General features: G+C 68.8%; 17 protein-coding genes. 9 read left to right on the top strand and 8 right to left on the bottom strand.

Annotation, left to right across the window (positions count from 1 at the left end; genetic code table 11):
• Positions 1 to 104 precede the first annotated feature (104 nt).
• Both HQ306_RS12240 and HQ306_RS12235 read left to right on the top strand, forming a co-directional pair.
• On the top strand, positions 105 to 584 hold the full coding sequence (locus HQ306_RS12240; RefSeq protein WP_027504681.1) for a MarR family winged helix-turn-helix transcriptional regulator: 480 nt from the start codon (positions 105 to 107) through the stop codon (positions 582 to 584).
• Positions 585 to 694: 110 nt separating this feature from the next.
• Positions 695 to 2,626, top strand: a complete 1,932-nt coding sequence (locus tag HQ306_RS12235; RefSeq protein WP_222632584.1) for an MDR family MFS transporter — start codon at positions 695 to 697, stop codon at positions 2,624 to 2,626.
• 266 nt (positions 2,627 to 2,892) lie between these two features.
• Here the strand turns inward: HQ306_RS12235 and HQ306_RS12230 are convergent, their stop codons facing one another.
• Both HQ306_RS12230 and HQ306_RS12225 read right to left on the bottom strand, forming a co-directional pair.
• Complete coding sequence (locus HQ306_RS12230) at positions 2,893 to 4,389, bottom strand: molybdopterin-dependent oxidoreductase (RefSeq protein ID WP_222631646.1); 1,497 nt, start codon at positions 4,387 to 4,389, stop codon at positions 2,893 to 2,895.
• 13 nt (positions 4,390 to 4,402) lie between these two features.
• Entirely contained in the window at positions 4,403 to 5,701 is a 1,299-nt protein-coding gene (locus HQ306_RS12225) for a D-arabinono-1,4-lactone oxidase (protein ID WP_222631644.1), read from the bottom strand.
• A 53-nt stretch (positions 5,702 to 5,754) separates the two neighbouring features.
• On the opposite strand from HQ306_RS12225, the gene HQ306_RS12220 reads away from it, so the two are divergent.
• Entirely contained in the window at positions 5,755 to 6,390 is a 636-nt protein-coding gene (locus HQ306_RS12220; RefSeq protein WP_222631642.1) for a TetR/AcrR family transcriptional regulator, read from the top strand.
• Positions 6,387 to 7,523: an amino acid deaminase/aldolase gene (locus tag HQ306_RS12215; RefSeq protein WP_222631640.1), complete on the top strand. Its 1,137-nt coding sequence runs from the start codon at positions 6,387 to 6,389 to the stop codon at positions 7,521 to 7,523. The genes HQ306_RS12220 and HQ306_RS12215 overlap by 4 nt, the downstream gene beginning before the upstream one ends.
• Before the next feature lie 6 nt (positions 7,524 to 7,529).
• Here the strand turns inward: HQ306_RS12215 and HQ306_RS12210 are convergent, their stop codons facing one another.
• Entirely contained in the window at positions 7,530 to 10,943 is a 3,414-nt protein-coding gene (locus HQ306_RS12210) for a bifunctional RecB family nuclease/DEAD/DEAH box helicase (RefSeq protein ID WP_222631638.1), read from the bottom strand.
• 30 nt (positions 10,944 to 10,973) lie between these two features.
• Positions 10,974 to 11,927 carry an alpha/beta hydrolase family protein gene (locus HQ306_RS12205; protein ID WP_222631636.1) on the bottom strand — a complete coding sequence of 318 codons (954 nt, stop codon included), beginning with the start codon at positions 11,925 to 11,927 and terminating at the stop codon, positions 10,974 to 10,976.
• An 89-nt stretch (positions 11,928 to 12,016) separates the two neighbouring features.
• Between HQ306_RS12205 and HQ306_RS12200 the strand changes: the two genes are divergently transcribed.
• Entirely contained in the window at positions 12,017 to 12,628 is a 612-nt protein-coding gene (locus HQ306_RS12200; protein WP_222631634.1) for an alpha/beta hydrolase, read from the top strand.
• A gap of 2 nt (positions 12,629 to 12,630) precedes the next feature.
• Here HQ306_RS12200 and HQ306_RS12195 read toward each other — a convergent pair whose 3' ends face one another.
• The gene (locus tag HQ306_RS12195) at positions 12,631 to 14,205 is read right to left on the bottom strand and encodes a molybdopterin-dependent oxidoreductase (protein ID WP_222631632.1); all 1,575 of its coding nucleotides are present in this window, start codon (positions 14,203 to 14,205) and stop codon (positions 12,631 to 12,633) included.
• Between the two features lie 122 nt (positions 14,206 to 14,327).
• The gene (locus HQ306_RS12190; RefSeq protein ID WP_027504699.1) at positions 14,328 to 16,118 is read right to left on the bottom strand and encodes a long-chain fatty acid--CoA ligase; all 1,791 of its coding nucleotides are present in this window, start codon (positions 16,116 to 16,118) and stop codon (positions 14,328 to 14,330) included.
• 146 nt (positions 16,119 to 16,264) lie between these two features.
• Here HQ306_RS12190 and HQ306_RS12185 point away from each other — a divergent pair, with 146 nt between their 5' ends.
• A complete protein-coding gene (locus HQ306_RS12185) occupies positions 16,265 to 17,959 on the top strand; it encodes a DEAD/DEAH box helicase (protein ID WP_051613107.1) in 1,695 nt (564 codons plus the stop codon).
• A gap of 42 nt (positions 17,960 to 18,001) precedes the next feature.
• On the opposite strand, the gene HQ306_RS12180 is transcribed toward HQ306_RS12185, so the two are convergent.
• Positions 18,002 to 19,288, bottom strand: coding sequence for an MFS transporter (locus HQ306_RS12180; RefSeq protein WP_222632582.1), 1,287 nt, complete (start codon positions 19,286 to 19,288; stop codon positions 18,002 to 18,004).
• 431 nt (positions 19,289 to 19,719) lie between these two features.
• Between HQ306_RS12180 and HQ306_RS22595 the strand changes: the two genes are divergently transcribed.
• Entirely contained in the window at positions 19,720 to 22,011 is a 2,292-nt protein-coding gene (locus HQ306_RS22595; RefSeq protein WP_222631621.1) for a bifunctional diguanylate cyclase/phosphodiesterase, read from the top strand.
• Positions 22,012 to 22,015: 4 nt separating this feature from the next.
• On the opposite strand, the gene HQ306_RS12170 is transcribed toward HQ306_RS22595, so the two are convergent.
• On the bottom strand, positions 22,016 to 22,627 hold the full coding sequence (locus HQ306_RS12170) for a histidine phosphatase family protein (protein ID WP_056441939.1): 612 nt from the start codon (positions 22,625 to 22,627) through the stop codon (positions 22,016 to 22,018).
• A gap of 98 nt (positions 22,628 to 22,725) precedes the next feature.
• On the opposite strand from HQ306_RS12170, the gene HQ306_RS12165 reads away from it, so the two are divergent.
• Both HQ306_RS12165 and HQ306_RS12160 read left to right on the top strand, forming a co-directional pair.
• Entirely contained in the window at positions 22,726 to 23,901 is a 1,176-nt protein-coding gene (locus HQ306_RS12165; RefSeq protein WP_027504702.1) for an acyl-CoA dehydrogenase family protein, read from the top strand.
• A gap of 11 nt (positions 23,902 to 23,912) precedes the next feature.
• A complete protein-coding gene (locus HQ306_RS12160; protein ID WP_027504703.1) occupies positions 23,913 to 25,073 on the top strand; it encodes an acyl-CoA dehydrogenase family protein in 1,161 nt (386 codons plus the stop codon).
• Positions 25,074 to 25,102: the final 29 nt, after the last annotated feature.

Raw genomic sequence — 25,102 nt, 5'->3', positions numbered from 1 at the left:
ACGCCCCACGGCTCGGGAAGAGAGACACATTAATAGTTGTTTACCTCAGGTATCTATCTATATAGTTGCAGACAGCAAGTAAACGAGTTCGAGGAGAGATCGCCGTGGCCGTCCACACCGAGACAGCAGAGCTGCTGATGGAAGAAGTCTTCCGCTTCGGCCGCGCACTGCGCGTGGCCGTGTCGACGGGGGACGACCGCACCGAGTTGCCGGCCGCCCTGGTCGGCGTACTGGGAACGCTCGCCACCCACGGCGAGTGCCGACAGTCCGAACTGGCGAACGCCATGTGCACCAGCCAGTCCGTGCTCAGCCGCCAGCTCGCCGAGCTGGTGGACGCGGGCCACGTCGTGCGTACTCCCGATCCCGACGACGGACGTGCCACCCGGGTTCGGGTGTCCGACGCCGGACTCGCCTGCTTGGACCGCATCAAGGAGCACCGAGTCGCACGGTTGTCCCGCATGTTGGGGGACTGGGACGAGGACCAGGCGAATGCCGCCCTCGACTCCATCCGTCGACTCACGTCCACCTTCACCGACGAGGCGCAGGCCCGGCACTCCGGCCAGCGCATCCTCTCGCATAACTGAGAATAGGAAGAACCACAGACATGACCGTCACACACGACACTCCGCCCTCCCGGGTGAGTGACACCGATCAGCTCTCGGCTCCCGCCGAGGCCGCCGCGGACTCGACCCCGATGACGCACCGGCAGATCCTCGAGGCCCTGATCGGTCTGCTCGCCGGGCTCTTCACCGCCCTGCTCAGCACGACCATCGTCTCGACCGCCCTGCCCACCATCATCGGTGACCTGAAGGGCTCGCAGACCGCGTACGCCTGGGTCATCACGACGGCACTGCTCGCCAACGCGGCCTCGACGCCGATCTGGGGCAAGCTCGCCGACCTCTTCAACAAGAAGCTGCTGGTCCAGAGCTCACTCGTCATCTTCGTCATTGGCTCCGTCATGGCCGGCCTCGCGCACAACGTGCCGATCCTGCTCGCCGCTCGCGTGGTGCAGGGCATCGGCATGGGTGGTCTGACCGCACTCGTCGTCGCCATCATCGGCAGCATCGTGTCTCCTCGTGAGCGCGGTCGCTACTCCGGCTACATGGGCGCCGTCATGGCCGTCTCGATGTCCGGCGGCCCGATCCTCGGCGGCGTCATCGTCGACAGCCCCCTCGGGTGGCGCTGGTGCTTCTTCGTCTGCATCCCGCTCGCCGTCATCGCTCTGCTGCTGCTGCAGCGCACGCTGCACATCACCACCGAGCGCAAGGACGACGTCTCCATCGACTGGCTCGGCGCGCTTCTCCTCACCGCCGGTGTGTCCGTGCTGCTCATCTGGGTCTCGTTCGCCGGCAAGGCCGGGTACTACGACTGGATCTCCCGTGAGACCGCGATGTACGTCGGCGGCGGTGTCGCTCTGCTGATCCTCACCGTCCTCGTCGAGGCGAAGGTCAAGAGCCCGATCATCCCGCTCAAGATCGTCACCGAGCGCACCACCGGACTCGCCATCATCGCCTCCGTCGCCGTGGGTGTCGGCCTGTTCGGCGCCACCACCTTCCTGGGTCAGTACTTCCAGACCGCTCGTGGCTACTCGCCCACCGCGGCAGGCCTGCTCTCCATCCCGCTCGTCGCCGGCATGCTCGTCTCGTCGGTCGGCTCCGGTCAGCTGATCTCCCGCTTCGGCAAGTGGAAGCCCTTCATCGTCACCGGTTCCTTCCTGCTCGTCGTCGGCTTCGGTCTGCTGGGCACGCTCGATCACGCCACCAACCTGTGGCTCGTGGGCGTCTTCATCGCCATCGTCGGCCTGGGCACCGGCATGCTGATGCAGAACCTCGTCCTCGCCGTCCAGAACACGGTCAGCGTGCAGAACATCGGCGCCGCATCGTCCACCGTCGCCTTCTTCCGTACCTTCGGTGGAGCCATCGGCGTCTCGGTCCTGGGCTCGGTTCTCGCCACCCGCGTCGCCGACAACTCGGCCTCCGGACTCGCCGCCCTCGGTGTCCCCGCCGGCTCCAACGGCGGCGGCACCCTGGACATCGGATCGCTGCCCGACCCGATCGCCGCGGTCATCCGTACCGCCTACGGTGACGCCACCGGACGCATCTTCCTGATCGCCGGGTTCGTCGCACTGGTCACCGTGCTCGCGGTGCTGTTCATCCCGAACCGCCCGCTGCGCACCACGATCGACCTGAAGCCGCAGGGTGAGCAGGCCGTGCCCGTCGAGGGCTCGGACGTGCAGGGCGAGACTGTCGTGGACATGCAGAAGGACGAGGCTCGCACCGACACCGCGGACACCACGGAGATCGCACCGGTGACCGCTCCCGTCGGCAAGCACGAGGCCGCGGAGGGCTCCGCACCGTTCGACGGACTGAGCACCGATGCCCGCGACCGGCTGCTGTCGCTGCTGCTGCCCAAGCCCGCGGAGACCCTCGACGCACTCGAGGAGGCCGAGGTGCTGCGCGCCGAGGTCGCCGAGCTCCAGCAGGAACTCGACTCCAAGATGCTGAGCTTCGACGCCGTGTGCGAACGACTGCGCCGGTTGGGTCTCAGCGAGGACCAGATCGCTCGCGTTCTCGGTGACGTCCACGTGCCGGACGTGCACTCGCGATTCGACGCCTCGCACAACTAGTTCGACGACGACAGAGCGGACGCACCCGATTCGGGTGCGTCCGCTCTCTCGTGCGTGGGATGCACGGGTTCCGTGATGTGCACACCCCTTCTATCCGGCGGACGAGGGTGTGCGGCGCGGGAACCTGTGTGCGCGAGCGCTCATCGGCCGTTGCAGGGGGTGTGTTCACCGGCAGTGGTGACTGCACACACCTTTCAGTCAGCTACACGGGGTGTGCGGACACCGAGAGGGGTGTGCGCTCCGGCCCAGACGCTGGACCAGTCGACCTACTGCACCGTCACGGGCATGCTCGCGTACCCGCTCGCACCGTCGGGAACGGTGTCGACGCGCACGTCCGTCTGCACCTCACCGGTGCCGTCGGTGGCCCGAGCCTCGATGCGGTGCTGGCCGGAGGTGGCCGTCCAGGCGTACGACCATTGGCGCCAGGTGTCGCGCGAGTACTCGTCGGAGAGGGTGGTCTCGGTCCAGGGGCCGTCGTCGACGCGGACCTCGACACGGGAGATGCCTCGATGCTGGGCCCACGCGACGCCGGCGATCATCACCGTGCCCGCCTGGACGTCCTTGCTGCCGACGGGGGTGTCGATACGGCAGGCTGTCTTGATCGGTCCGCGCTCGGACCATCCGCGGTCGGTCCAGTACGCGCGAGCCTGGCTGAACTTGGTCACCTCGAGGTCGGTGACCCACTTGGTCGCCGAGACGTAGCCGTACAGGCCGGGGACGACGAGGCGCGCCGGATAGCCGTGCTCGATCGGCAGCGGCTCCCCGTTCATGGCGACGGCGAGCATGGCGTCGCGCCCGTCCATGAGGACGTCCAGCGGGGTGCCGGCCGTGAAGTCGTCGTGCGACGAGGACAGCACCATGTCGGCCGATGCCTGCGGACGTGCTTGTGCCAGAATGTCTTTCAGGGCGTAGCCGGTCCAGGTGGCGTTGCCGACGAGGTCGCCGCCGATGGGGTTGGACACGCAGGTGAGCGTCACCATCCGTTCGATGGACACGCGCTGTTCGAGATCGGCCAGCGTCAGCGTCATCTCGTTGTCCACCATGCCGTGGATGCGCAGACTCCAGTCCTGCGAGTTCACCCGCGGCACCACGAGAGCGGTGTCGATCCGGTAGAACTCGGCGTTCGACGTGACGTACGGGGACAGGCCGGGAAGCCGGAGATCCGCGGCGGCGGGCACGGGCGGCGCCGGGCTGTCGGGCACCGGGACGGTGAAGGCGTTGCGGTCCTGCGTGACCGCCCGCGTGGAGGCGCCGAGCACCCGTCCCGCGGCGCCGGTCGCGACGGCCGCGGCAGCGCTGATCCCGGCGAGCATCACGAAGCGTCGACGGGAGAACCCCTCCGACGCGTCCGGGTCCGCGCGCTCGACGAGCGACCGTAGGACGAGGATGCCGACCGCGACGCCGACGACGGTGGGGAGGGCTGCGATCGATCCACTGCCGGAGCGCGAGATCGCCGCCAGGACCCCGAGTACGCCGAGAACCACGAACAGTGCCGATCCGATGGGTCGCCGAGCACGTTCGAGGATGCCTGCTCCGGCGGCGAGGAGGGCGATGACGACACCCATACCGATGAAGAGGGCGAGCTTGTCGGAGGTGCCGAACGTGTCGATGGCCCACTCGCGGACGCCTGCGGGGGTGTTGTCCACCGCGGCCGACCCCACAGCGACGATCGGTGACGAGTCCGGGCCGACCACGGCGGCGAGGAGTTCACCGACACCGAGCACGAGGGCGGCCGAGAGGATTCCGGACAGGGCCCTGCGCATCACGTTCACTGTGTCACTCTAGTCGCGCGAGCACCGTGTCCGAATAGTCGTTTCCGAAGGTGCCGTGGGGATCCACTCGCTCGCGTTCGGCCACGACGTCGTCGAAGCGCGGGTACAGCGAACGAAGTGTGCCCGCGGTGAGGGAGTGCAGCTTGCCCCAGTGCGGTCGTCCACCGACATCACGAGCGATCGCCTCCACCGCGTCGAAGTACCCACCCACCGGCCGCCGGTGGTACTGGTGGACCGCGACGTAGGCGGTGTCACGGCCGTGCGCGGTGGACAACCAGACGTCGTCGGCGGCGGCGCAGCGGACCTCGACCGGGAAGGTCACGCGGTAACCGGTCCGCGCGATCCAGGCCTCGATCGCGCGGATCACGCTCGGCACGGACTCGGGCGGCACCGCGTACTCCATCTCGCGGAAGCGGACCCGACGGGAGGACGCGAACACGGACGAGCTGCGATCGGTGAACGTACGACCCGACCAGGCCGCCGCCGACACCGTGTTCACCCTCGGGATGATGGACGGGATTCGCGTCGTCACGCGATTGATCACCTCGAAGGCGCTGTTGGACAACAGTTCGTCGTCGATCCAGGACGACACGCGGCCCACGGGAGACAGTGGCGTGTCGGCGGGCAGCCGCGTGTTGCGCTTGGTCAGCACCCGATCCGTGTGCGGGAACCAGTAGAACTCCGGATGGTCGACGTCGCGCATGTCGTCGGGGAAACGCTCGAGTGCCTCGCCGAGGCGACCCGGGGTCTCCTCGGCGTGCAGCGCGAAGGCCGGAACGCACCGCATCGTCACGGCGGTCAGGATCCCGAACGCCCCGAGGCCGAGTCGCGCGCACTCGAACAGCGGCCCGTCCGACACCGTGACCTCCGTGCCGTCGGCCAGCACCAGTCGCGCCCCGACCACTTGGGCGGACAGCCCGGCGAACCGCGCCCCGGTGCCGTGCGTGCCGGTCGAGATCGCACCCGCGAGTGTCTGCACGTCGATGTCGCCCATGTTGGTCAGCGCCAGTCCGCGGGCATGCAGGAGATCGTTCAGGGTGTGCAGCCGCGTTCCGGCGCGCACGGTGACGTCGGTGGTGCCGTCCGGTCCCGCGGCCACACCCTCGATGCCCGTCAGATGGTCGAGCGCCACCAGGACGCCGTCCGTCAGCGCGGCGCCGGTGAACGAATGGCCTGCTCCGACCGCGTGGACCCGGCCCTGCGCGCGCACGACGACGTCCGGGATCTCGTCGGCGCTGTGTGGTCTCACGATCGACACGGGCCGTGCGCGCTGGTTTCCCGCCCAGTTCGTCCATTCGGTCATGGATGGATACAAGTACTGGACAACCGTCCAGGTCAACCCCCTAGACTTCGACCATGACCGTGCGCCTCCCCGCCGATCTCCGGCGTTCGCAGCTGATCGAGGCCGGGCTCACCGTGGCAGCGGAGGCCGGGATCGCCGCCGTCACCGTGCGCGCCGTCGCCGAACACGCGGAGGCCTCGCTCGGCGTCGTCCACTACTGCTTCGAGAACAAGGAAGCGCTCGTCACGGCCATGGGCGAGGCGTTGGTCCAGGAGCTCGGCGCCGCCGTCGGCACGGCCCTGCACGCTGCCGCCGCCGACGGTCGGCGGGACTGCGCCGGCCCCCGTGCGCTGCGCGAGATACTGCACCGCGGCGTGGCCGCACTCTGGTCGGTCATCGAGAGCACGGCCGACCGGCAGCTGCTCACCTACGAGATCACCGCCTACTCGGTGCGCTCCGCGGGAGCCGGACCCGGCATCGGCACGTTGCAGTACCGCGTCATGGACACCGAGACGGAGAGCTTCCTCGAGGCGGCGGCCGAGGCATCACGGATGCGGTGGACCGAACCGATGGCGTCGTTGACGCGTTCCGCACTGGCGACCATCGACGGGGTGGTTCTCCGGTGGCTCGTCGACCAGGACACTCTCGCCGTCATCGCGGAACTCGACGACCTGGCCGCGCGCATCGCGGCGAAGGCGGTGCCGTCGTGACCGTGCTCGATCGGCTCGGTGCCGCGACGGCAGAGCTCGACCCGCCGCTGCTCGCGATCGACCAGGAGTCGCTCGCGGCCAACCTCGCGGACCTGGTGCGACGGGCCGGCGGTACTCCCATCCGTCTCGCGTCGAAATCCGTCCGTATCCGCGGTGTCCTCGAGCGTGCGCTGGTCGTGCGGGGGTTCGCGGGCGTCATGGCCTACTCGCTGCGAGAGGCCTTGTGGCTGAGCGAGGTACCGGACATCCTCGTCGGCTATCCGACCGTGGATCGACAGGCGCTCGCCACCCTGGCCGCGGACGCCGACGCGTGCCGCCGCATCACTCTCATGATCGACTCGCGAGCACACCTCGACGTGATCGACGCCGCCGGTCCGTGGGCAGCTCCGGTGCGGGTGTGTCTCGACGTCGACGCGTCGCTCCGCATCGGACCCGCACACATCGGCGTTCGTCGGTCGCCGCTACGTCGTCCGGCCGAGGTAGCCGCGCTGGCGCGGGAGGCGGTCCGGCGCGGCGCGTCCGTCGTCGGCGTCATGTTCTACGAGGCGCAGATCGCGGGGCTGCCCGATTCCGGACGAGCGGTGCGGTGGATGAAGCGGAAGTCGGCGTCCGAGTTGGCCTTCCGGCGACGCGCCGTGGTCGATGCCGTGCAGGACGAGGTGGGCGTGCTCGAGATCGTGAACAGTGGCGGCACCGGGTCGATCGAGGTGTCGGCTGCGGATCCGGCGGTGACCGAGGTGACGGCGGGATCCGGCTTGTTCGCGCCGACGCTGTTCGATCGCTACGACGCGTTCACTGCACGACCGGCGCTGTTCTTCGCGCTCCCCGTCGTCCGCACGCCGACGCGGACCATCGCGACAGCGTTCTCGGGTGGGTACATCGCCTCGGGACCGACGGGGGCCTCTCGCGTGCCGTCACTGATCGGACGCGGGGCGTTGATCCGCACCGAGGGGGCCGGGGAGGTCCAGACGCCGGTGGCGGGATCCGGTGCGGCGGTGGGGGATCGGCTGTGGTTCCGGCATGCCAAGGCCGGTGAGGTGTGCGAGCGCTTCACCGAGGCACACCTCGTGTCCGCGGACGGTTCTCGCACGACACTGCCCACCTACCGCGGTGAGGGCCGGGCCTTCGGCTGACCGGCATCACTCGTCGGGGCTCACCCGCATGAAGGCGCCGACCAACGACAGCTCCGCCGGTGTCGAGGGCAGATAGTGCGTCAGCGCGGGTGAGCGGACGACGTATGCGGCCCACTGCCCCCGCGACAAGGCGACGTTGATGCGGTTGCGCGACAACAGGAACTGCATGCCGCGCGGCACGTCCTCGGGGGCCGACGCGGCCATGGACACGATCACCACGGCGGCCTCCCGGCCCTGGAACTTGTCGACGGTGCCGCACGAGGCCTCGTGCAGTCCGGCATCGTCGAGCGCCGCGCGCACGGTGGCGACCTGGGCGTTGTAGGCCGCCACCACGAGCAGGTCCGAGGCGCCGAGCGGCCGTGTCTCCCCGTCACACGTCCAGGCCGATCCCACCAGTGACCGTGCGAGTCGGACGATCTCGACCGCTTCCTCTCGCGAGGACGTCGCGTTGTCCTCGTGGTCGACGAGAACTGTGTGCACTCCCGGGTCGACGCCGTCCAGGTGCCGTCCCAGCACTGTGTCGTGCGAGCGGAGCCGTCCGTCGTAGGACAGGTCGGACACCACGGAACACAGCTCGGGGTGCATGCGGCGAGTGGTGGCCAGGAAGTACCCGAGGTCGGCCGGGAGCGTGTCGGAGCCGTCCGCGAGCCAGCCCAGAGCAGAGGTGTCCACCGGTTCGGGGTGGCTGCCCTGGCTCACCTGCGGCAGCTGCTGCGGATCGCCGAGCAGCAGGAGGTTGCGTGCCACCCGCGCCACCGCAATGGTGTTGGCGAGCGAGAACTGGCCCGCCTCGTCGACGACCAGCAGGTCCAGCTCCTGCTCTGCGAACTCTTTGCGGTTGGTGAACGGCCAGGCCGTCGCACCCACGACGCATCCGCCGGTGTGTGTGGCCAGGTAGCCGGAGTACGAGTCCACGCCGAGCCACGAGTGCGTGCTGTCGGACGACCCCTTCTTGGCGACGCTCTCGGGATCGAGCCCGGCGGCGACGACACCGTCGAGAAGGTTCTCGATCACCGAGTGCGACTGGCCGACCACCCCGATGCGCCAGCCGTGATCGCGTGCGAGTGCGGCGATCACTCGCGATCCGGTGTAGGTCTTCCCCGTTCCCGGCGGCCCTTGGACCGCGATGTAGGAATCGTCGAGATCGAGGAGCGACGCCGTGATGGCCGCAGCGACCTGCTCGTCGACGACCTCGGCGAGCGGTGCGCCGGACCGGGTCCGGGGAGGATCACGACGCAGGAGGTCGACCACGGCCGAGGCGCGGACTTCGGGAAGGCGATCCGCTGCCTCCGCCGCGGTGGCGGCGATGGCCTCCCGCAGCGTGGTCGTGTTGACGAAGGCATCGGGCGTCGTGGCGACCGGTGCGACATCGTGGGGTTCGGCGCCCTTGGACAGCGACTCCTCGAGCGTGAGGTGGGCGCCGTCCTCGGACACCTCGACGATCGTTCCGGGCATCGTCCAGCGATACTGCGGGTTCGCGCGTCTGTCGGGCGCGATCCAGTCCGGAGCAGGCGGCGCGTAGAGCACGGTCACCTTCGACCCCACGCGCCCACTGCCGGGCCCGAACTCACCGCGCACCACGCTCGTGCGCCGCTGGACCCGCTTGCCGGGCGGTGTCGCCCACTCGGTCATGGACTCCACCACCTCGACCATGAACACGTCGCGGGTGTCCGCCCACTCGTCCATCGGCGAGGCCAGTCGGTCGAAGTGCGCCCACCAGTAGGGCTTCTCCTCGCGCTGGTGATATCCGACAGCGGCCGCGAGCAGGGCGATCGCCTGCTGGTCGGTCGTGCGTGAGACTGATTCACCGGCAAACTCCCACAGGGCGTCTCGCACCGCGTCCCGGTCCTCGTCGACCGGTTCGGCCGCACCGAGCGGACCCCGGGGCACCACACCCGCGCGCTCGGCGTGACCGAGCAACCAGTCGCGCAGTTCCAGCGTGGAGCGGCAGTCGTACTCGTTGTAGTCGGCGATCTCGGCGAGGACGCCGGCCGCCTCGTCGAGGTCGCCACGGTCGCGCAGATCGCACCACCGCGCGTACTCGGTGATGGAAGCGACGGCGTCTGCCACGTCGCCGCGGTGATCGGTCATGTACAGCGGTTCGAGCTTCTTGATGCTGTAGCTCGGTGCGCCGATGCGCAGGGCGGACCGCACGACGGGATACAGGTCGACGAGGATCTGCTGCCGGAGAAGGTCGTCGACCTCGTTCTCGTACACCCCGTACCGCGAGGCCAGACGCAGCAGAGCCGACTTCTCGTATGCCGCATAGTGATACACGTGCATGCCGGGGAACGCCTCGCGGCGTGCGCGCACGTACTCGACGAAGGCGACGAAGGTGGCCCTCTCCTCGTGCCGGTCGTGGGCCCAGAACGGCCGGAACGCGCCGTCGGACTCCATGACGCCGAAGAGGTACTCGAGCCCCCAGTCGGAGGAGCCGCGTTCGGCGTACAGCGGGTCGCCCTCGAAGTCGAAGAAGATGTCGCCCTCGTCCGGAGCGGGCAGTGCACCGAGAGCGCTCGGGGTGTGCACGTCGACCACCGGTGACCCCGACTGCTCCTGCTGAACCTGGGCGAGGGCCTGCGCGCGCAGGGTGCCGAGGGACCGCTCCGAGAGGTCCGCGACGGAACCGGTGTGTGCGGCCAACTCGTCGATTGTCGTGATCCCCGCGGCGTGCAACGTGGACCGCTGGGAGACGCGCATCCCGGCGACCAGCAACAGGTCACGCTGTGCCTCGACCTCGGGGGTGCAGTGCTCGCACCGGAAGCAGGCGCGAATGTCGAGGTCGGCCCAGGATGCCGGGAGCAGTTGCGTCAGGTGGCCGGACAGCAGGGCCACCATCTCGCGCCGTGCGCGGCGGTAGACGGGGAGGACGTCCGGCAGGTGCACGAGATGGTCGGTGCCGTCACCGAGGACGAGGTGGCCCGTGGCGGACGTGGGAACTCCGACAGCCTCGAGCGCGTCGGCGTACGCCGCGATCTGCAGGACCGACGGGACGCGCTCGGTGCGCGACAGCTTGGTGTCGTGCACCGCATAGGTGTCGGTCGACGGGTCGTGGATCAGGAAGTCGCTGAAGCCGAGGAACTCGCCGTCGAAGAACGTGCCCTGGTAGATGACGGGGACGCGCTGCTGCGCCGCGGCGAGGGTGGCCTGTGCGGCGGCGGCCAGCTCGGACGGGATGCTCTCGGCCGGCCGTTCGATGGTCACGACGCCGCCCGGATGCTCGCGCTCGAGTCTCAGCAGCTCGCGGGCCTCGTGCTGACTGCCGAGGCGCGCGAGCCGGGCGAACATCGCGTCGTCGACCTGCTCGGTCTCGATGCGGCCGAGGTTCGCGTCGAGCGTGCGCAGGAGTGCGTGCTCGCACCGGGACGCCAGCGCGAGGTCCCCTGCGCTGTGGACGAGGGTGTCTCCGGTGACGAACATGCCGCCACCCTAACGAGACCGGCCGACAGGTCAGCGGGTCGCGAGGGCCGGTGCGATCGTCGTGCCCCACGCTTCCTTCAGCTGATCCTCGAACAGTGCCCAGCTGTGCGAGCCCTCGCCGCGCATCGAGATGGTCGCAGGCACGCCCGCCCTCCGCACCGCGTCGGCGAAGATGCCGGTGCACGTGTTCACCATGGCTTCGACGGCTGCTCCACCGAACGGGGGAATGCTGCCGGGCGGGATGCGGTCGACGGGGCCGGGAACACCGCTCGCGGATCCTGCGTAGACAGCCGTTCCGCGGAGGCGGTCGGCGTGGAGGGACGGGTCGTGCTGCGCCCATGCGGGAGCGCCGGGAGGGCCCCACATGTTGAAGGGGTTGTTCAGGGCGCCGCCGATCATGATCGAGATCGCGGCCTGGGCGAGCGGGTTCGACGAGGCGGGGCACCCGCTGATGGACGCCGCGGCACGGTAGAGGCCGGGCGCCTGCACGGCGAGATCGAGTGCCGGACCGCCGCTCATCGACACCCCTGCCACCGCGTTGCGGCGCGTACTGCCGAAGTGCTGGTCCATGACGCCGGGCAGTTCCTGCGTCAGATAGGTCTGCCATTTGTTGGATCCGAGGATCGGATCGTCGGCGAGCCAATCCGTGTAGAAACTCAGACGCCCACCGATGGGGAGCACGACGGTGACGTTCTTGTCGGCGAAGAATCCCGGGGCGCCGGAGTTGTTGATCCAGCCGACTCCGTCCTCGTTGCCCAGGGCGCCGTTGAGAAGGTAGAGCGTGGGGAGCGACCCGCCGCGAGCCGGGCGGAGCACGTCGTTCGGCACGACGCGGTTCATGGCGGGGGAGTAGACGTCGACGACCGAGTGTGTCGGCGAGAGCTGCCGCACCCCGACCACTCGGGCACGCTCCGCAGCGGTGGCGGCGGGCGCCCCGAGAAGAGCCGCGACGACGGCGACGACGATGACGAAAACCAACCTCATGGTCCGATGCTCGCACGGCGGAGGGAACCGTGGGGTTCGGTTTTGTGTCGAACCGGTGACTATTGAGTCACATCAGCCACAATGGCCACATGCCGTTCTTCGAAGGACCCCGAGGTCGCGCCCACTACCGCCAGTGGGGACCCACCGAGGACCCTGCCGCGACCCTCGTGTTCCTGCACGGGCGGGGACAGCACACCGGCCAGTACCACCGGTTCGGCGCTGCCCTGTCAGCACACGGCATCGCCACCTGGGGCCTCGACCACATCGGCCACGGCTTGTCCGAAGGAGAGGCGGCCGACGACGCCGCCTACCTCGACGCGCTGGCGGAGAACGCACGTCATCTCCTCGACGTCGTGGTCGAGGCCGGCCACCGACCTGCGGTGATGGGCCACTCGCTGGGGTCCGCGACCGCGGTGCGGATGCTCGCGACCGGCGGGGGCGCGCCCGCCGTCGTGCTGGTGGCGATGCCGCCGCGCGCGATCTCCCGCGAGGATCTGACGGCAGCGACCCGGTCGCCCACCCTGGCACTGCACGGTGTGGACGACCGCATGGTGCCGATCGACGGCGTCCGAGACCTCGTGCGCGGCATCCCGACGATCACCCTGCGCGAGTACGCCGACGCCGGACACGACCTGCTGCACGAGAAGATCCACCGGACCGTGACCGACGCGGCCGCGGACCACGTCCTCGCGAACGCCTGACGTCAGCTGACGATGATGGTGCGGGTGTGCCACCCGGTCGAACCACCGGGGATCGGCGGGGTGCGCTCCTCGACCTGCGTGTTCCCGTCCTGATCCGTCGCGCGGACCTGGATGTTGTGGTTGCCCGCAGTGGCGTCCCAGTCCCAGAACCACTGGCGCCAGGTGTCGATCGTGTACTGCTCGGCGAGCGTCGCCTCCTGCCACGGTCCGTTGTCGACACGGACCTCGACGCGCTCGATGCCACGCTGCTGCGCCCAGGCGGTACCTGCGACACGGACGGGACCGGGTGTGACGGGGGCGAAGGCGGCCGGCACGTCGATGCGTGACGCCGTCTTGATCGGTGCCTTGTCGCCCCAGCCGCGGTCGGTCCAGTAGGCCGTCGCCTCGTCGAAGCGCGTGAGTTCCCAGTCGACGACCCACTTGGTGGCAGAGACGAATCCGTACAGACCGGGCACGACCTGACGCACCGGGTAGCCGTGCTCGACGGGCAGCGGCTCGCCGTTCATCGACACCGCGAGCATCGCGTCGCGGCCGTCGGTGAGGGCCTCGACCGGCGAACCGATGGTCATGCCGTCGATGCTCGTGGACAGCAGCATGTCCGCGTCGGCCTGCACACCCACCTCGTCGAGGATGTCCTTGATGGGGAACCCGATCCAGGTCGCGTTGCCGGCGAGCGGTCCGCCGACCTCGTTGGACACGCACGTCAGCGTCACGACGCGCTCGATCGGAGTGCGAGCCATGAGGTCGTCCCAGCTCAGCGTCATCTCGCGGTCGACCTTGCCGTGGATCTTGAGCTGCCACTCGGCGGTGGTCAGCTGCGGGACCTGCAGAGCGGTGTCGATGCGGTAGAAGGTGTTGTTCGGCGTGACGAAGGTGGTCGCGCCCTCGACACCGATGTCGGTACCGGCCGGAATGGCAGCGGCTTTCTCGCCGGCCGCGACCGTGGGGAGGCGGAAGTTCTTGATGTCGTCGGCGACGCCGGCGACACGATCGCCGAGGTACCGGCCGACCGTGCCGGCTGCGACGGCCACCGCGGCGGCAGCGCCGAACAGGACGAGGAACTTGCGACGCGGCATGAACCCGTCGACCGTGCCCGCCGGCACCTCGAGCGCTCGCGTGAGGGCTTGCAGGACCGCGATGCCCAGGACGACGCCCACCACGGTGGGGATGACATCACTGAGCGAGGACGTCGGCCGCTGCAGCACCGCGTAGACGCCGACGGCACCGAGCACCAGCAGGATCACCGATCCGATGGGACGGGACGGGCGCTCGAGCAGGCCGGCGATGGCGGCGATGATCGCGATGCCGATGGACATGCCGACGAACAGGGCGGCCTTGTCGTTGGTGCCGAAGGTGTCGATCGCGAACTCGCGGGCGAACGCGGGCGTGCGGTCCACGGTGGTGGAGCCGACGGCGAAGAACGGTGACGACGCCGAGCTGAAGAGGAGCGAGAGGATCTCGCCCACGCCGAGCACGACGCCGGCGGCGACCACTCCGCTGAGCATGCGTGCGAAGGGGTGGACGCGCGTACGCGCGGAGTCACCCGAGGTCTGGCGTTCGGTGGTCGTCGTGGTCATGACTGCTATTCGTCACGATGGCAGTGTCGGCTTGCTCCGGTGGGCGTGTTGACGAGCCACAACGAGCGAGGCGCGCCCGTGAGGAGTTCTCACGGGCGCGCCTCGGGTGGGTCGGACGAGTGTCAGCCGCCGTAGATGTCGGCCACCTCGGTGGCGTGCGACTCCAGGATGACGTTGCGCTTGAGCTTCATGGTCGGCGTCAGTTCTCCCGACTCGATCGTGAAGTCACCGGGCAGGATCGTGTACTTCTTGATCTGCTCGGCCTTGGAGACCTTCGAGTTGGCCGTGTCGACGGCCTTGTCGATCTCGGCGATCAGGTCGGCGTTGGTCGTCAGATCACTCGCGGACGTGCTCTTGTCGAGACCGTGACGCTCGAGCCAGCCGGGCAGAGCCTCGGGATCCAGCGTGATGAGCGCCCCGATGAACGGCTTGGCGTCGCCCACGACGAGGCATTGGCTGACCAGCGGGTGCGACCGGATGGAGTCCTCGAGGCCGGCGGGCGCGACGTTCTTGCCACCTGCCGTCACGATGATCTCCTTCTTGCGACCGGTGATCGAGAGGAAGCCCTCGTCGTCGAGCGAGCCGAGGTCACCGGTGTGGAACCAGCCGTCGCGGATCGATTCCTCGGTGGCCTTCTCGTTGTGCCAGTACCCCGAGAACACGACGGGACCCTTCACCAGGATCTCGCCGTCCTCCGCGATCTTCACGGCGTGTCCCGCGAGCGGGCGGCCGACGGAACCGATGCGCTGCTTGTCGGTGGTGTTGACCGTGACGGCGGCGCTGGTCTCGGTGAGTCCGTAGCCTTCACGCACCGGAACGCCGATGCCGCGGAAGAAGTGGCCCAGTCGAGCGCCGAGGGGGCCGCCGCCGGACAGCGCACTGGTGCACCGTCCACCGAGCGCGGCGCGGAGCTTCGAGTAGACCAGCTTGTCGAACAGGGTGTGCTTCGCCTTGAGCACCAGGCCGGCGCCGCCCTTGTCCTGCGCGATGCTCCACTCGATCGCGACGTCCGCAGCCTGATCGAAGATCTTGCCCTTGCCGCCGTCGTGCGCCTTCTGCTTGGCCGAGTTGTAGACCTTCTCGAACACGCGGGGGACCGAGAGGATGAAGTCGGGCTGGAACTCGGCGAACTGCTCGACGAGCGTCGTGGTGTCGGACGTGTGCGCCACCGTGACCTTGGCCTCGAAGGCGCCGAACGACACCGCGCGAGCGAACACGTGCGCCATCGGGAGGAACAGCAGGGTGCGCTTGCCCTCGGTCATCTGGTCGTGCAGCGCCACCTGGGTGGCCGTCGTCTCGGCGTAGAAGTTCGAGTGCGTGAGCTGGACACCCTTCGGGCGGCCGGTGGTCCCCGAGGTGTAGATGAGCGTGGCGGCCGACGACGCGGACACCTGCTGACGACGGGCGTGCAGATCGTCGTCGGACACGGAGGCGCCGCGGGTGGTGAGCTCGTCGATCGCACCGCCGTCGAAGCTCAGCGTCTCGCGGAGATCCGCGGCGCTGTCGGTGACGTCCTTCATGCGGGTGAGGTGTTCGGAGGTCTCGACCACGAAGAGCTTGGTCGCGGAGTCCTCGAGGATCCACTGCGCCTGATCGGCTGCGGACGTCTCGTAGATGGACACGGTGCAGCCACCGGCGGTCCAGATCGCGTAGTCGAGCACGACCCACTCGTAGCGGGTGCCGGCCATGATGGCGACGCGGTCACCGAACTCGATGCCGGAGGCCATGAGGCCCTTGGCCACGCCCGCGACCTCGTCGGCGAACGTGCGCGCCGTGACGTCCTTCCACGAGCCGCCGACTCGCCGTTGGAACGCCACCCACTCCGGGGTCTCGCTCGCGTAGCGGAACACGGTGTCGGCCATCGAGACGTCGTCCGGGATCGTGTAGGACGCGGGTACCGAGTATTCGTGCACGGTGTCTGTACCTTCCAGTAGCAGCAGGTTTGTTGTGTATTGGATCACATGAAGCGATGCTGCGGTGATCGTAGTGCCGTATCCGCTTTGTCCTGTTCGAACAGTTGTCGTTCTGCAGGTGGTCGCTGGACTAGACTCTGGTGCACATGAGCACTTCCGAGTCGGAAACGGTGTCCACCGACACCCCCTCGTTCGTCGATCTCGGTATCGACGAGCGTGTGCTGAAAGCCCTCGCGGACGTCGGGTACGAGACGCCGTCGCCCATTCAGGCAGCCACCATCCCGCCGTTGATGGCCGGGAACGACGTCGTCGGCCTCGCGCAGACAGGCACCGGCAAGACCGCCGCGTTCGCCGTGCCGATCCTCTCGCGCCTCGACGTCGCCAACCGGGTGCCGCAGGCGCTGGTTCTCGCGCCCACCCGCGAGCTGGCCATCCAGGTGGCCGAGGCGTTCGGCAAGTACGCCACCCACATCGAGGGCCTGCACATCCTGCCCATCTACGGCGGGCAGGCGTACGGCATCCAGCTCTCCGGTCTGCGGCGCGGCGCCCACATCGTCGTCGGCACGCCCGGTCGCGTCATCGACCACCTCGAGAAGGGCACGCTGGACCTGTCGCACCTCGAGTACCTCGTGCTCGACGAGGCCGACGAGATGCTGAAGATGGGATTCCAGGAGGACGTCGAGCGCATCCTCGCGGACACCCCCGAGTACAAGCAGGTGGCGCTGTTCTCGGCCACCATGCCGTCGGCGATCCGCAAGATCTCGCAGCAGTACCTGCACGATCCGGTCGAGATCACGGTGAAGACGAAGACGTCCACCGCCCCCAACATCACGCAGCGGTACGTGCAGGTGGCGCATCAGCGCAAGCTCGACGCGTTGACGCGGATCTTCGAGGTCGAGGACTTCGAGGCGATGATCATCTTCGTCCGCACCAAGCAGGCCACGGAGGAGCTCGCCGAGAAGTTGCGGGCGCGGGGCTACTCGGCCGCCGCCATCAACGGTGACATCGTTCAGGCGCAGCGCGAGCGGACCATCGGTCAGCTCAAGAACGGTGCGCTCGACGTGCTCGTCGCCACCGACGTCGCGGCCCGCGGTCTCGACGTCGAGCGGATCTCGCACGTCGTCAACTACGACATCCCGCACGACACCGAGTCGTACGTGCACCGCATCGGGCGGACCGGTCGCGCCGGGCGCGCGGGCGAAGCGCTGCTGTTCGTCGCGCCGCGGGAGCGTCATCTGCTCAAGGCCATCGAGAAGGCGACGCGGCAGCCGATCACCGAGATGCAGCTGCCGAGCGTCGACGACGTCAACGCGCAGCGCGTGGCCAAGTTCGCCGACTCCATCACCCAGTCGCTGTCCTCGACGTCGCTCGGGCTGTTCCGTCGACTCATCGAGGACTACGAGCGCGAGCACGACGTGCCGCTCGCGGACATCGCCGCGGCGCTGGCGACGCAGTCGCGGGACGGCGACGCGTTCCTCATGTCGCCCGAGCCGCCGCCCCCGCCGCGGGAGAAGCGCGAGCGCCCCGAGCGCAAGTTCGACGATCGGGACGCACCGCCGTTGCGCAAGTCTCGCAAGGGCGATCAGGATCTGGCGGTGTACCGGATCAGCGTCGGCAAGCGGCACAAGGTGGCGCCCGGTGCCATCGTCGGTGCCATCGCCAACGAGGGCGGGCTGCGGCGCAGCGACTTCGGGCACATCAGCATCCGGCCGGATCACAGCCTGGTCGAGCTCCCGGCGGATCTCGCGGACGAGACGTTGGAAGCGTTGCGCCGCACCAGGATCAGCGGCGTGCTCATTCAGCTGCAGCGCGACGGCGGACCGCCGCGCGGCAAGCACTGACAGCAGCGCACCCCCGCGAGATTCTCGCGGGGGTGCGATGCGTCAGCTCTTCTGCAACGCCGAGGGATGCGCGTCGGTGTCGACGCCCGGAACCCCGCGGCCGCGGATCGACGCGCCCGCCGTCTCGGCGACGAAGAACAGCGCGATGAGGCCGACGACGCAGGCGCCCATCATGTAGAACGCCGGGACGAGATCGTTGCCGGTCCGTTCGACGAGCCACTCGTTGGCCGCCGGCGCCGTCCCGCCGAACAACGAGGTCGACACGTTGTAGGCGATGGCGAAGCCGGCGAACCGGACGTGCGTCGGGAACATGGCCGGGAACGTCGCCGAGATGGTCGAGAGCTGCAGGACGTAGAGCAGGCCCAGCACGGTGAACGCGACGATGGCCCAGCCGAAGTTGACCGTCATCAGCATGTACATCGGGATCGCGAAGATCAGCAGTCCGACCATCGAGACGAGCCACAGTGGCTTGCGGCCCACCTTGTCCGACAGTGCTCCGGCGAACGGAATGACGAGCATCATGGCGAACTGCCCGATGACGACGAGGAACAGCGACGACGTGCTCGACAGGCCGATCCGGCTCTCCAGATAGGTCGGCATGTAGCTCAGCAGGGTGTAGTTGCAGACGTTGAGCGCGACGACGAGGCCCATCAGCGTGAGGATCGGTCGCCAGTAGGTGGCGATCAGTTCGCGGAACTGGGTGGACGTCTTGTGCTCCACCGCGTCCTCGTTCTCGAGTTCACGGAACACCGGGGTGTCCTCGAGCTTGGACCGCATGTAGAGCCCGATGAGCGCCAGCGGCCCGGCGACGAAGAACGGCAAGCGCCAGCCCCACGTGTCCATGAACGCGTCGGTGGAGAGCAGGTCGACGGCCAGCACCACGAGGGCGCCGAGGGAGAAGCCGCCGAGTGTGCCGAACTCGAGGAAGCTGCCGTAGAAGCCGCGCTTGCGGTCGGGGGAGTACTCGGCCATGAAGGTGGCTGCGCCGCCGTACTCACCGCCGGTGGAGAAGCCCTGGATCATGCGCAGGATCACCAGCAGAACCGGTGCCCAGAAGCCGATCGAGGCGTAACTCGGGATGACACCGATGAGGAAGGTCGCGGTGCCCATCAGGATGATGGTCAGTGCGAGGACGTGCTTGCGGCCGAGACGGTCCCCCAGTGGTCCCCAGACGAGGCCGCCGAGCGGCCGCACGAGGAAGGACACCGCGAAGATGCCCAGCGTCAGCAGGGTGGCGGACTCGAGGTCGTCCGGGAAGAACGCGCGGGAGATGTACGTGGCCGTGTAGGCGTACACGCCGTAGTCGAACCACTCGGTCGCGTTGCCCATCGCCGAGGCGCCGATCGCGCGCCGGAGAACCCCGGGCGGAGCGTCCTTCAGCGCCGGTGTCGGGTTGTCGACAGAACCTGATTCGGAAGTACTCACTCACCCAGACCTACCGAAGTAGTGGCCGAACCTCAGCATCGAGAGGGGCGATCGGTCTCTTCGTTATCGAGTCGTTACGGCGCCCGGGCCGCCGCGACAGTGGCCGTTCGGCACCGAAAACCACCTCTCACCTGGCCCTCGCACGGACCGTCGTCGTCGGTGTCGCGGCGCGGGAGCGGCGGCATCCGATCTCGGGCACTGCTGGCAGCGTCGGCGCCGTCCGCGCAGGCATGACTGCTGCCTCGGCGCTGCTCGTCTTTCCACTGCTCAGCTAGGTTGTGGACGGATAGATTGTGGTCGGACAGGTCGTGGTTCGGGGGACACGCTCACGCGCGGTGGTCGAGGAGGACGAGTCGATGGTGTCGACGCCCGTTCCCCCACGAGTGACCGCTGCGGCGCTGGACCGATCGCGCCTCGGTGGGCCCGTCCGGTCGCCGGGGCGCTACCTGGCGGCGTCGTTCACGGTGGCCGCCGTGGTACTGGCCGTCTACCTGATCGTGCCCGCATCGATCCGGACCGGCGTCTTCGCGGTGGGCGCCATCGGCTGCATGGTCGTGGTCCTGGTCGGCCTGCGGCGCAACAGCCCGACCGACACGTACGCCTGGCGGTGCATGCTCGGCGCGGCGACGTCCTTCCTGGTGGGCCTCTCCGCGCGGAGCGTGCGCGCGGACCTGCCGTCGGCGATCCGGCTGCTGCCGGAGGTGCTGGTGTTGCTCGGCTACCTGCTGCTCGTTTTGGGCATCGTGGGCTGGTCGCGGCGAGGGGGAAACTCGCGGCCCACCCCGACCATCATCGACGCGGTCCTGGTCACGCTGGGCATGACGTTCGTGTCCTGGGTGCTGCTGGTGGCTCCGGTCCTCTCGACCACGCGCGACGTGCCGTCCGTGGTGCTCAACGGGCTGTTCCCCGCGATCGACGCCGGCCTGTTCACGATGGCGTTCTTCCTGCTGTTGTCGAAGAGCCGCTTCAACGTGTCCCTGGTTCTCCTCGTCGCCGCACTGCTCGTCACCATCGTCGGCGATCTCGGCTACGCGATCGCGACGGCCCGCTCGGTCGCCCCGCCCGCGGTCGTCCTCGACGCGATGTATCTGCTCGCGTTCGTCCTGCTGGCCGCCGCGTCGCTGCACCCGTCGATGGCGTGGGTGGGCCGCGCGGGAGGTGTGACGGCCGCGCTCACCCGGCAGCGGATGACGGTGTCCGTCGCGCTCGTCGCCACCTGCGCCGCGCTGCCGCTCGTCGGCGACGCGGTGGGGACCGCGGACGTGGTGGTCCGCTCGACCTTCCTGGCCGTGATCCTGGTGGGAATGTTCGTCCGCGGCGAGCGGGCGCTGAGCCGGGTGCAGCGCAGCGAGGACAAGGCCCGCCACGACGCCACTCACGATTCGCTCACCGGTCTCCCCGATCGGTCCATGCTCGAGTCGATCCTGGAACGTGCCGCGCGGAGGCCGTCCTCGTCGGCGTCGGCCACCACGGTGCTGTTCGCGGACCTCGACAACTTCAAGGTCGTCAACGACTCGTACGGCCACCGCGCGGGCGACGAGCTCATCCAGGCGGCGGCGCAGCGCATCCGGCGCGTGGTCTCCGCCGACGAGGACGTGGTGCGGTACGCCGGCGACGAGTTCGTGGTGGTGGCGCACTGTGATCGCGCCCGCGCCGAGGAACTCGCGGAACTGCTCCTGGCCGCGTTCGCGGAACCGTTCGAGTTGAGTGTGGCGTCGCTGTACGTGAGCGTCAGCATCGGCATCGCGACGTCCTGCGGTCCCGCCGGGCTCGCGGACGATCTGGTCCGCGAGGCCGACACGGCGATGTACGACGCCAAGTTCCGCGGGCCGGCGGCCTACGCGTTCTTCGACGAGTCCCTGCGCACCGCGGCGACCCGGTCGGTCGAGCTGGGCAGCGCGCTGCGCGGCGCGGTCGCGCGCGGGGAGATGGCGGTGCACTACCAACCCATCGTGTCGCTGCGGACCCACGACGTGCTGGTCTACGAGGCCCTGGTGCGGTGGAAGCATCGCGGCCGCTGGGTCGGGCCGGACGAGTTCATCCCGGTCGCCGAGGCCACCAACATGATCTCCGAGATCGGGACCTGGGTACTCGACACGGCTCTGGGCGATCTGGTGCGACTGCGGGCGGCGGGAGCGCCGCGCATGTCGATGTCGGTGAACCTCTCCGTGCTGCAGCTGCGTGACGAGCGGCTCCCGGACGTCGTCGCGGACCTGCTGGCGTCGCACGGTCTGGACGGGTCGGTGCTCGGGCTCGAGGTGACCGAGAGTGCCCTCATCGCCGATCCGGTGGTGGCCAATCGGGTCCTCGCACGTCTCGCCGAGCAGGACATCGTGCTGGTGCTCGACGACTTCGGGATGGGGTACTCCTCGCTCGGTCGCCTACGAGATCTGCCCATCACCGTCATCAAGATCGACAAGTCGTTCATCGACCGCGTCCCGGTCGACGACGCGTCGGTGTCCATCGTGACGGCCATCGAGGCCATGGCCACCGCGCTGACCATGCGCACCGTCGCCGAGGGCGTGGAGACGACGGAGCAGGAGCGCATCGTCACCGAACTCGGCTGCACGTACGCACAGGGGTACCTCTACGGGCGCCCCGCGCCCGTGGAGACGTTCCTCTCCTGACGCGTCAGCGGAGCCGTCGGCCGTGGCGGACCGGGATCGAGTTGACGGTGCGGACCGACCAGCCGTCGTCGTCGCGGACGACGACGCTCACGCCGGCGTTCGCGATGCGCGGCGCAGGGTGGCCGGTGATGGACCTCAGCACGGCCCGGATGATGCCGCCGTGTGCCACGGCGACGAGGGACCTGCCGGGGTTCTCGTCGGCCAGCAGGTCGAGTCGACGACGCCCCCGCTCGGCGAGCGCCTCGTGCGACTCGGCGCCCGGGTAGTCACCGTCGGGCCAGTACGCCCACGCCTCGTAGCCGGTCATGCCCTCGGCACGTCCGAAGCGACGTTCCATCAGGTCCTCGTGGTCGGCCGAGCGGGTGAGCCCGATGACGTGGCCGATGATGTCGGCGGTCTCCGACGCCCGCGAGAGCGGCGAGCTGACGAGGGTGTCCCACGAGTCGTCGGCCAGCGCGGCGGCCGCGGTCCGGGCCTGGCTGCGCCCGATGTCGTTGAGCGGGATGTCGGAGGAGCCCTGCAGACGCCCCTCGACGTTCCAGTCGGTCTCGCCGTGGCGCACGAGGGCCACTCGGACAGAGGTGCTCCGCGCCCGGGAGTCGAGGTGATCGGTCATGGTCGGGCCCAGAATATCGGTCGACGGCACCCCTGTCCGAGCCTGGTTACCGGAGAGTACGGTGCTAGAGATCAGCGAAGGACTTCGAAAGGTCACAGATGAACCTGGCACTCACCGATGAGGAAGCTGCGTTCCGCGACGAGATGCGAACTTTCTTCCGTACCGAGATCCCTGCCGATATCCGCGAGCGCAACGCGGCAGGCGAGGAACTCGAGCGCGAGGACATGATCACGACGCTGCAGATCCTGAACAAGCACGGCATGGCGAGCCCGCACTGGCCCGTCGAATGGGGTGGCAAGGACTGGACCCCGATGCAGCACCACATCTGGTTGGACGAGCTGCAGCTCGCGTCGGTGCCCGAGCCCCTGGCCTTCAACATCTCGATGGTGGGGCCCGTCATCGCGACCTTCGGCAGCGAGGAGCAGAAGCAGAAGTTCCTCCCGCCCACGCAGAACCTCGACATCTGGTGGTGCCAGGGCTTCTCCGAGCCCGAGGCGGGATCGGACCTCGCGTCGCTGCGCACGGTCGCTCTGCGCGACGGTGACGAGTACGTCATCAACGGTCAGAAGACGTGGACCACGCTCGGCCAGTACGCCGATTGGATCTTCGTGCTGGCGCGCACCAACCCGGACGCGCCGAAGAAGCAGGCCGGTATCTCGTTCATCCTGGTCGACCTGAAGACCCCCGGCATCACCGTGCGCCCGATCAAGCTGATCGACGGCGGCCACGAGGTCAACGAGGTCTGGTTCGAGGACGTCCGCGTCCCCGTCGAGAACCTCGTCGGCGAGGAGAACGCCGGCTGGACCTACGCCAAGTTCCTGCTGAGCAACGAGCGCACCGGCATCACGCGACTCGGCTTCACCAAGACCAAGCTGGCGCAGGCCAAGGCGCTCGCGGCCGAGACCACGGTCGGGACCGGCACGCTGCTCGACGATCCGGTCTTCGCCGCTCGGTTCGCCGAGCTCGAGAACCAGGTGCTCGCACTCGAGCTCACCCAGCTGCGCATCGTCTCCAGCTACGTCTCCGGCAAGGAGAACCCGGCGTCGTCGGTGCTCAAGCTCCGGGGCAGCGAGCTGCAGCAGCTGGCCACCGAGATCCTCACCGACGTGGCGGGACCGGACTCGCTCCCGTTCGCGGCCGGAGAGGACTCGCCGACACCGGTCTGGGCGCAGCGTGCGACCCCGACCTACCTGAACTTCCGCAAGACATCCATCTACGGCGGCTCGAACGAGGTGCAGCGCACCATCATCGCGTCCGGCATTCTCGGTCTCTAGGAGCGCACGACATGCAGTTCGAACTGGACGAAGAACAGAAGCTGCTGCGCGACACGGTGCGTGACGTGCTCGCCCGCAGTTACGACAACGAGAAGCGCAAGGCAGCGGTGGAGAGCGAGCGCGGCTGGACCGAATCGGTCTGGAAGCAGTTCGCCGAGCTGGGCCTGCTCGGCCTCAGTTTCGCCGAGGACGACGGCGGCATGGACGCCGGACCGGTCGAGACCTTCGCGGTCATGACCGAGATCGGTCGCCGCCTCGCACCCGAGCCGCTGCTGGACTGCGTGCTGATTCCGGGTGGTCTCATCACCGAGGTCGGATCGACCGATCAGCGTCAGCGCATCCTGCCGGGCGTCGCGGAGGGGCAGACCCTTCTCGCATTCGCGCATTCCGAGCCGGGCACCCGCTGGCCGGCGGCCGAGGTGTCGACGTCGGCCACCGAGGACCTGCGTGAAGGCCGGAGGCCGGCCGGATCGGGTGGCTCGTGGGCACTCTCGGGTGTGAAGAACCCTGTGCTGCACGGTGACTGCGCCGATCACTTCGTGATCAGCGCGGCGCTGCCCGGCGGCGGCGTGGGCCTGTTCCTGGTCGCGGCCGATGCCGAGGGACTCACGCGCAAGACCTACCGCACCCACGACGGACTGCGCGGCGCGTCGCTCGAGCTGTCGGACGTCGCGGGCGAACCGCTCGGTGACGGCGGCGACGCCAGTGCCGCCATCGTGGCGTCCAACGTCCGTGCGCAGGCGGCTCTCGCTGCCGAGGCGCTCGGTGCGATGGAGGAGTCGCTGCGACTCACCACGGAGTACCTGAAGCAGCGCAAGCAGTTCGGTGTGCCGCTCGCCAAGTTCCAGGCACTGACGTTCCGCGCTGCGGACATGTACGTGCAGCTCGAACTGGCACGCAGCATGGCGCTCTACGCGACGATGTCGCTGGCCGACGGATCTCCGGATCCCACGGTCGCGTCGCGAGCGAAGCTGCAGATCGGACGCTCCGCCCGGCAGATCGGCCAGGAGTCGATCCAGCTGCACGGCGGAATCGGTGTGACGGACGAATACCCTGTGGGACATTACTTCTCGCGTCTCACGGCCATCGAGCACACGCTCGGCGGGGTCGACGATCACCTCCGGGTGATCACGTCGTCGCTGAAGGATCACGAGATGCTCGGCGTCTCCTAGCACCGCCTCGACGAAGGCCGGTCGCCCGC

Origin of the sequence: Rhodococcus sp. BP-160, from assembly GCF_019836205.1 — a bacterium.
Lineage (GTDB): Bacteria > Actinomycetota > Actinomycetes > Mycobacteriales > Mycobacteriaceae > Rhodococcoides.
Note: the sequence above shows the minus strand (reverse complement) of the source record. Positions and strands in the feature narration are given on the sequence as shown.

Excerpts from the sequence above, each read along its gene's own strand:
- HQ306_RS12170 (WP_056441939.1), bottom strand. The coding sequence starts at position 22,627 with ATGACCGATCACCTCGACTCCCGGGCGCGGAGCACCTCTGTCCGAGTG.
- HQ306_RS12220 (WP_222631642.1), top strand. The coding sequence starts at position 5,755 with ATGACCGTGCGCCTCCCCGCCGATCTCCGGCGTTCGCAGCTGATCGAG.
- HQ306_RS12205 (WP_222631636.1), bottom strand. The coding sequence starts at position 11,927 with ATGAGGTTGGTTTTCGTCATCGTCGTCGCCGTCGTCGCGGCTCTTCTC.
- HQ306_RS12225 (WP_222631644.1), bottom strand. The coding sequence starts at position 5,701 with ATGACCGAATGGACGAACTGGGCGGGAAACCAGCGCGCACGGCCCGTG.
- HQ306_RS12195 (WP_222631632.1), bottom strand. The coding sequence starts at position 14,205 with ATGACCACGACGACCACCGAACGCCAGACCTCGGGTGACTCCGCGCGT.
- HQ306_RS12180 (WP_222632582.1), bottom strand. The coding sequence starts at position 19,288 with ATGGGCAACGCGACCGAGTGGTTCGACTACGGCGTGTACGCCTACACG.
- HQ306_RS12160 (WP_027504703.1), top strand. The coding sequence starts at position 23,913 with ATGCAGTTCGAACTGGACGAAGAACAGAAGCTGCTGCGCGACACGGTG.
- HQ306_RS12200 (WP_222631634.1), top strand. The coding sequence starts at position 12,017 with ATGCCGTTCTTCGAAGGACCCCGAGGTCGCGCCCACTACCGCCAGTGG.
- HQ306_RS12235 (WP_222632584.1), top strand. The coding sequence starts at position 695 with ATGACGCACCGGCAGATCCTCGAGGCCCTGATCGGTCTGCTCGCCGGG.
- HQ306_RS12210 (WP_222631638.1), bottom strand. The coding sequence starts at position 10,943 with ATGTTCGTCACCGGAGACACCCTCGTCCACAGCGCAGGGGACCTCGCG.
- HQ306_RS12230 (WP_222631646.1), bottom strand. The coding sequence starts at position 4,389 with ATGCGCAGGGCCCTGTCCGGAATCCTCTCGGCCGCCCTCGTGCTCGGT.
- HQ306_RS12165 (WP_027504702.1), top strand. The coding sequence starts at position 22,726 with ATGAACCTGGCACTCACCGATGAGGAAGCTGCGTTCCGCGACGAGATG.
- HQ306_RS12185 (WP_051613107.1), top strand. The coding sequence starts at position 16,265 with ATGAGCACTTCCGAGTCGGAAACGGTGTCCACCGACACCCCCTCGTTC.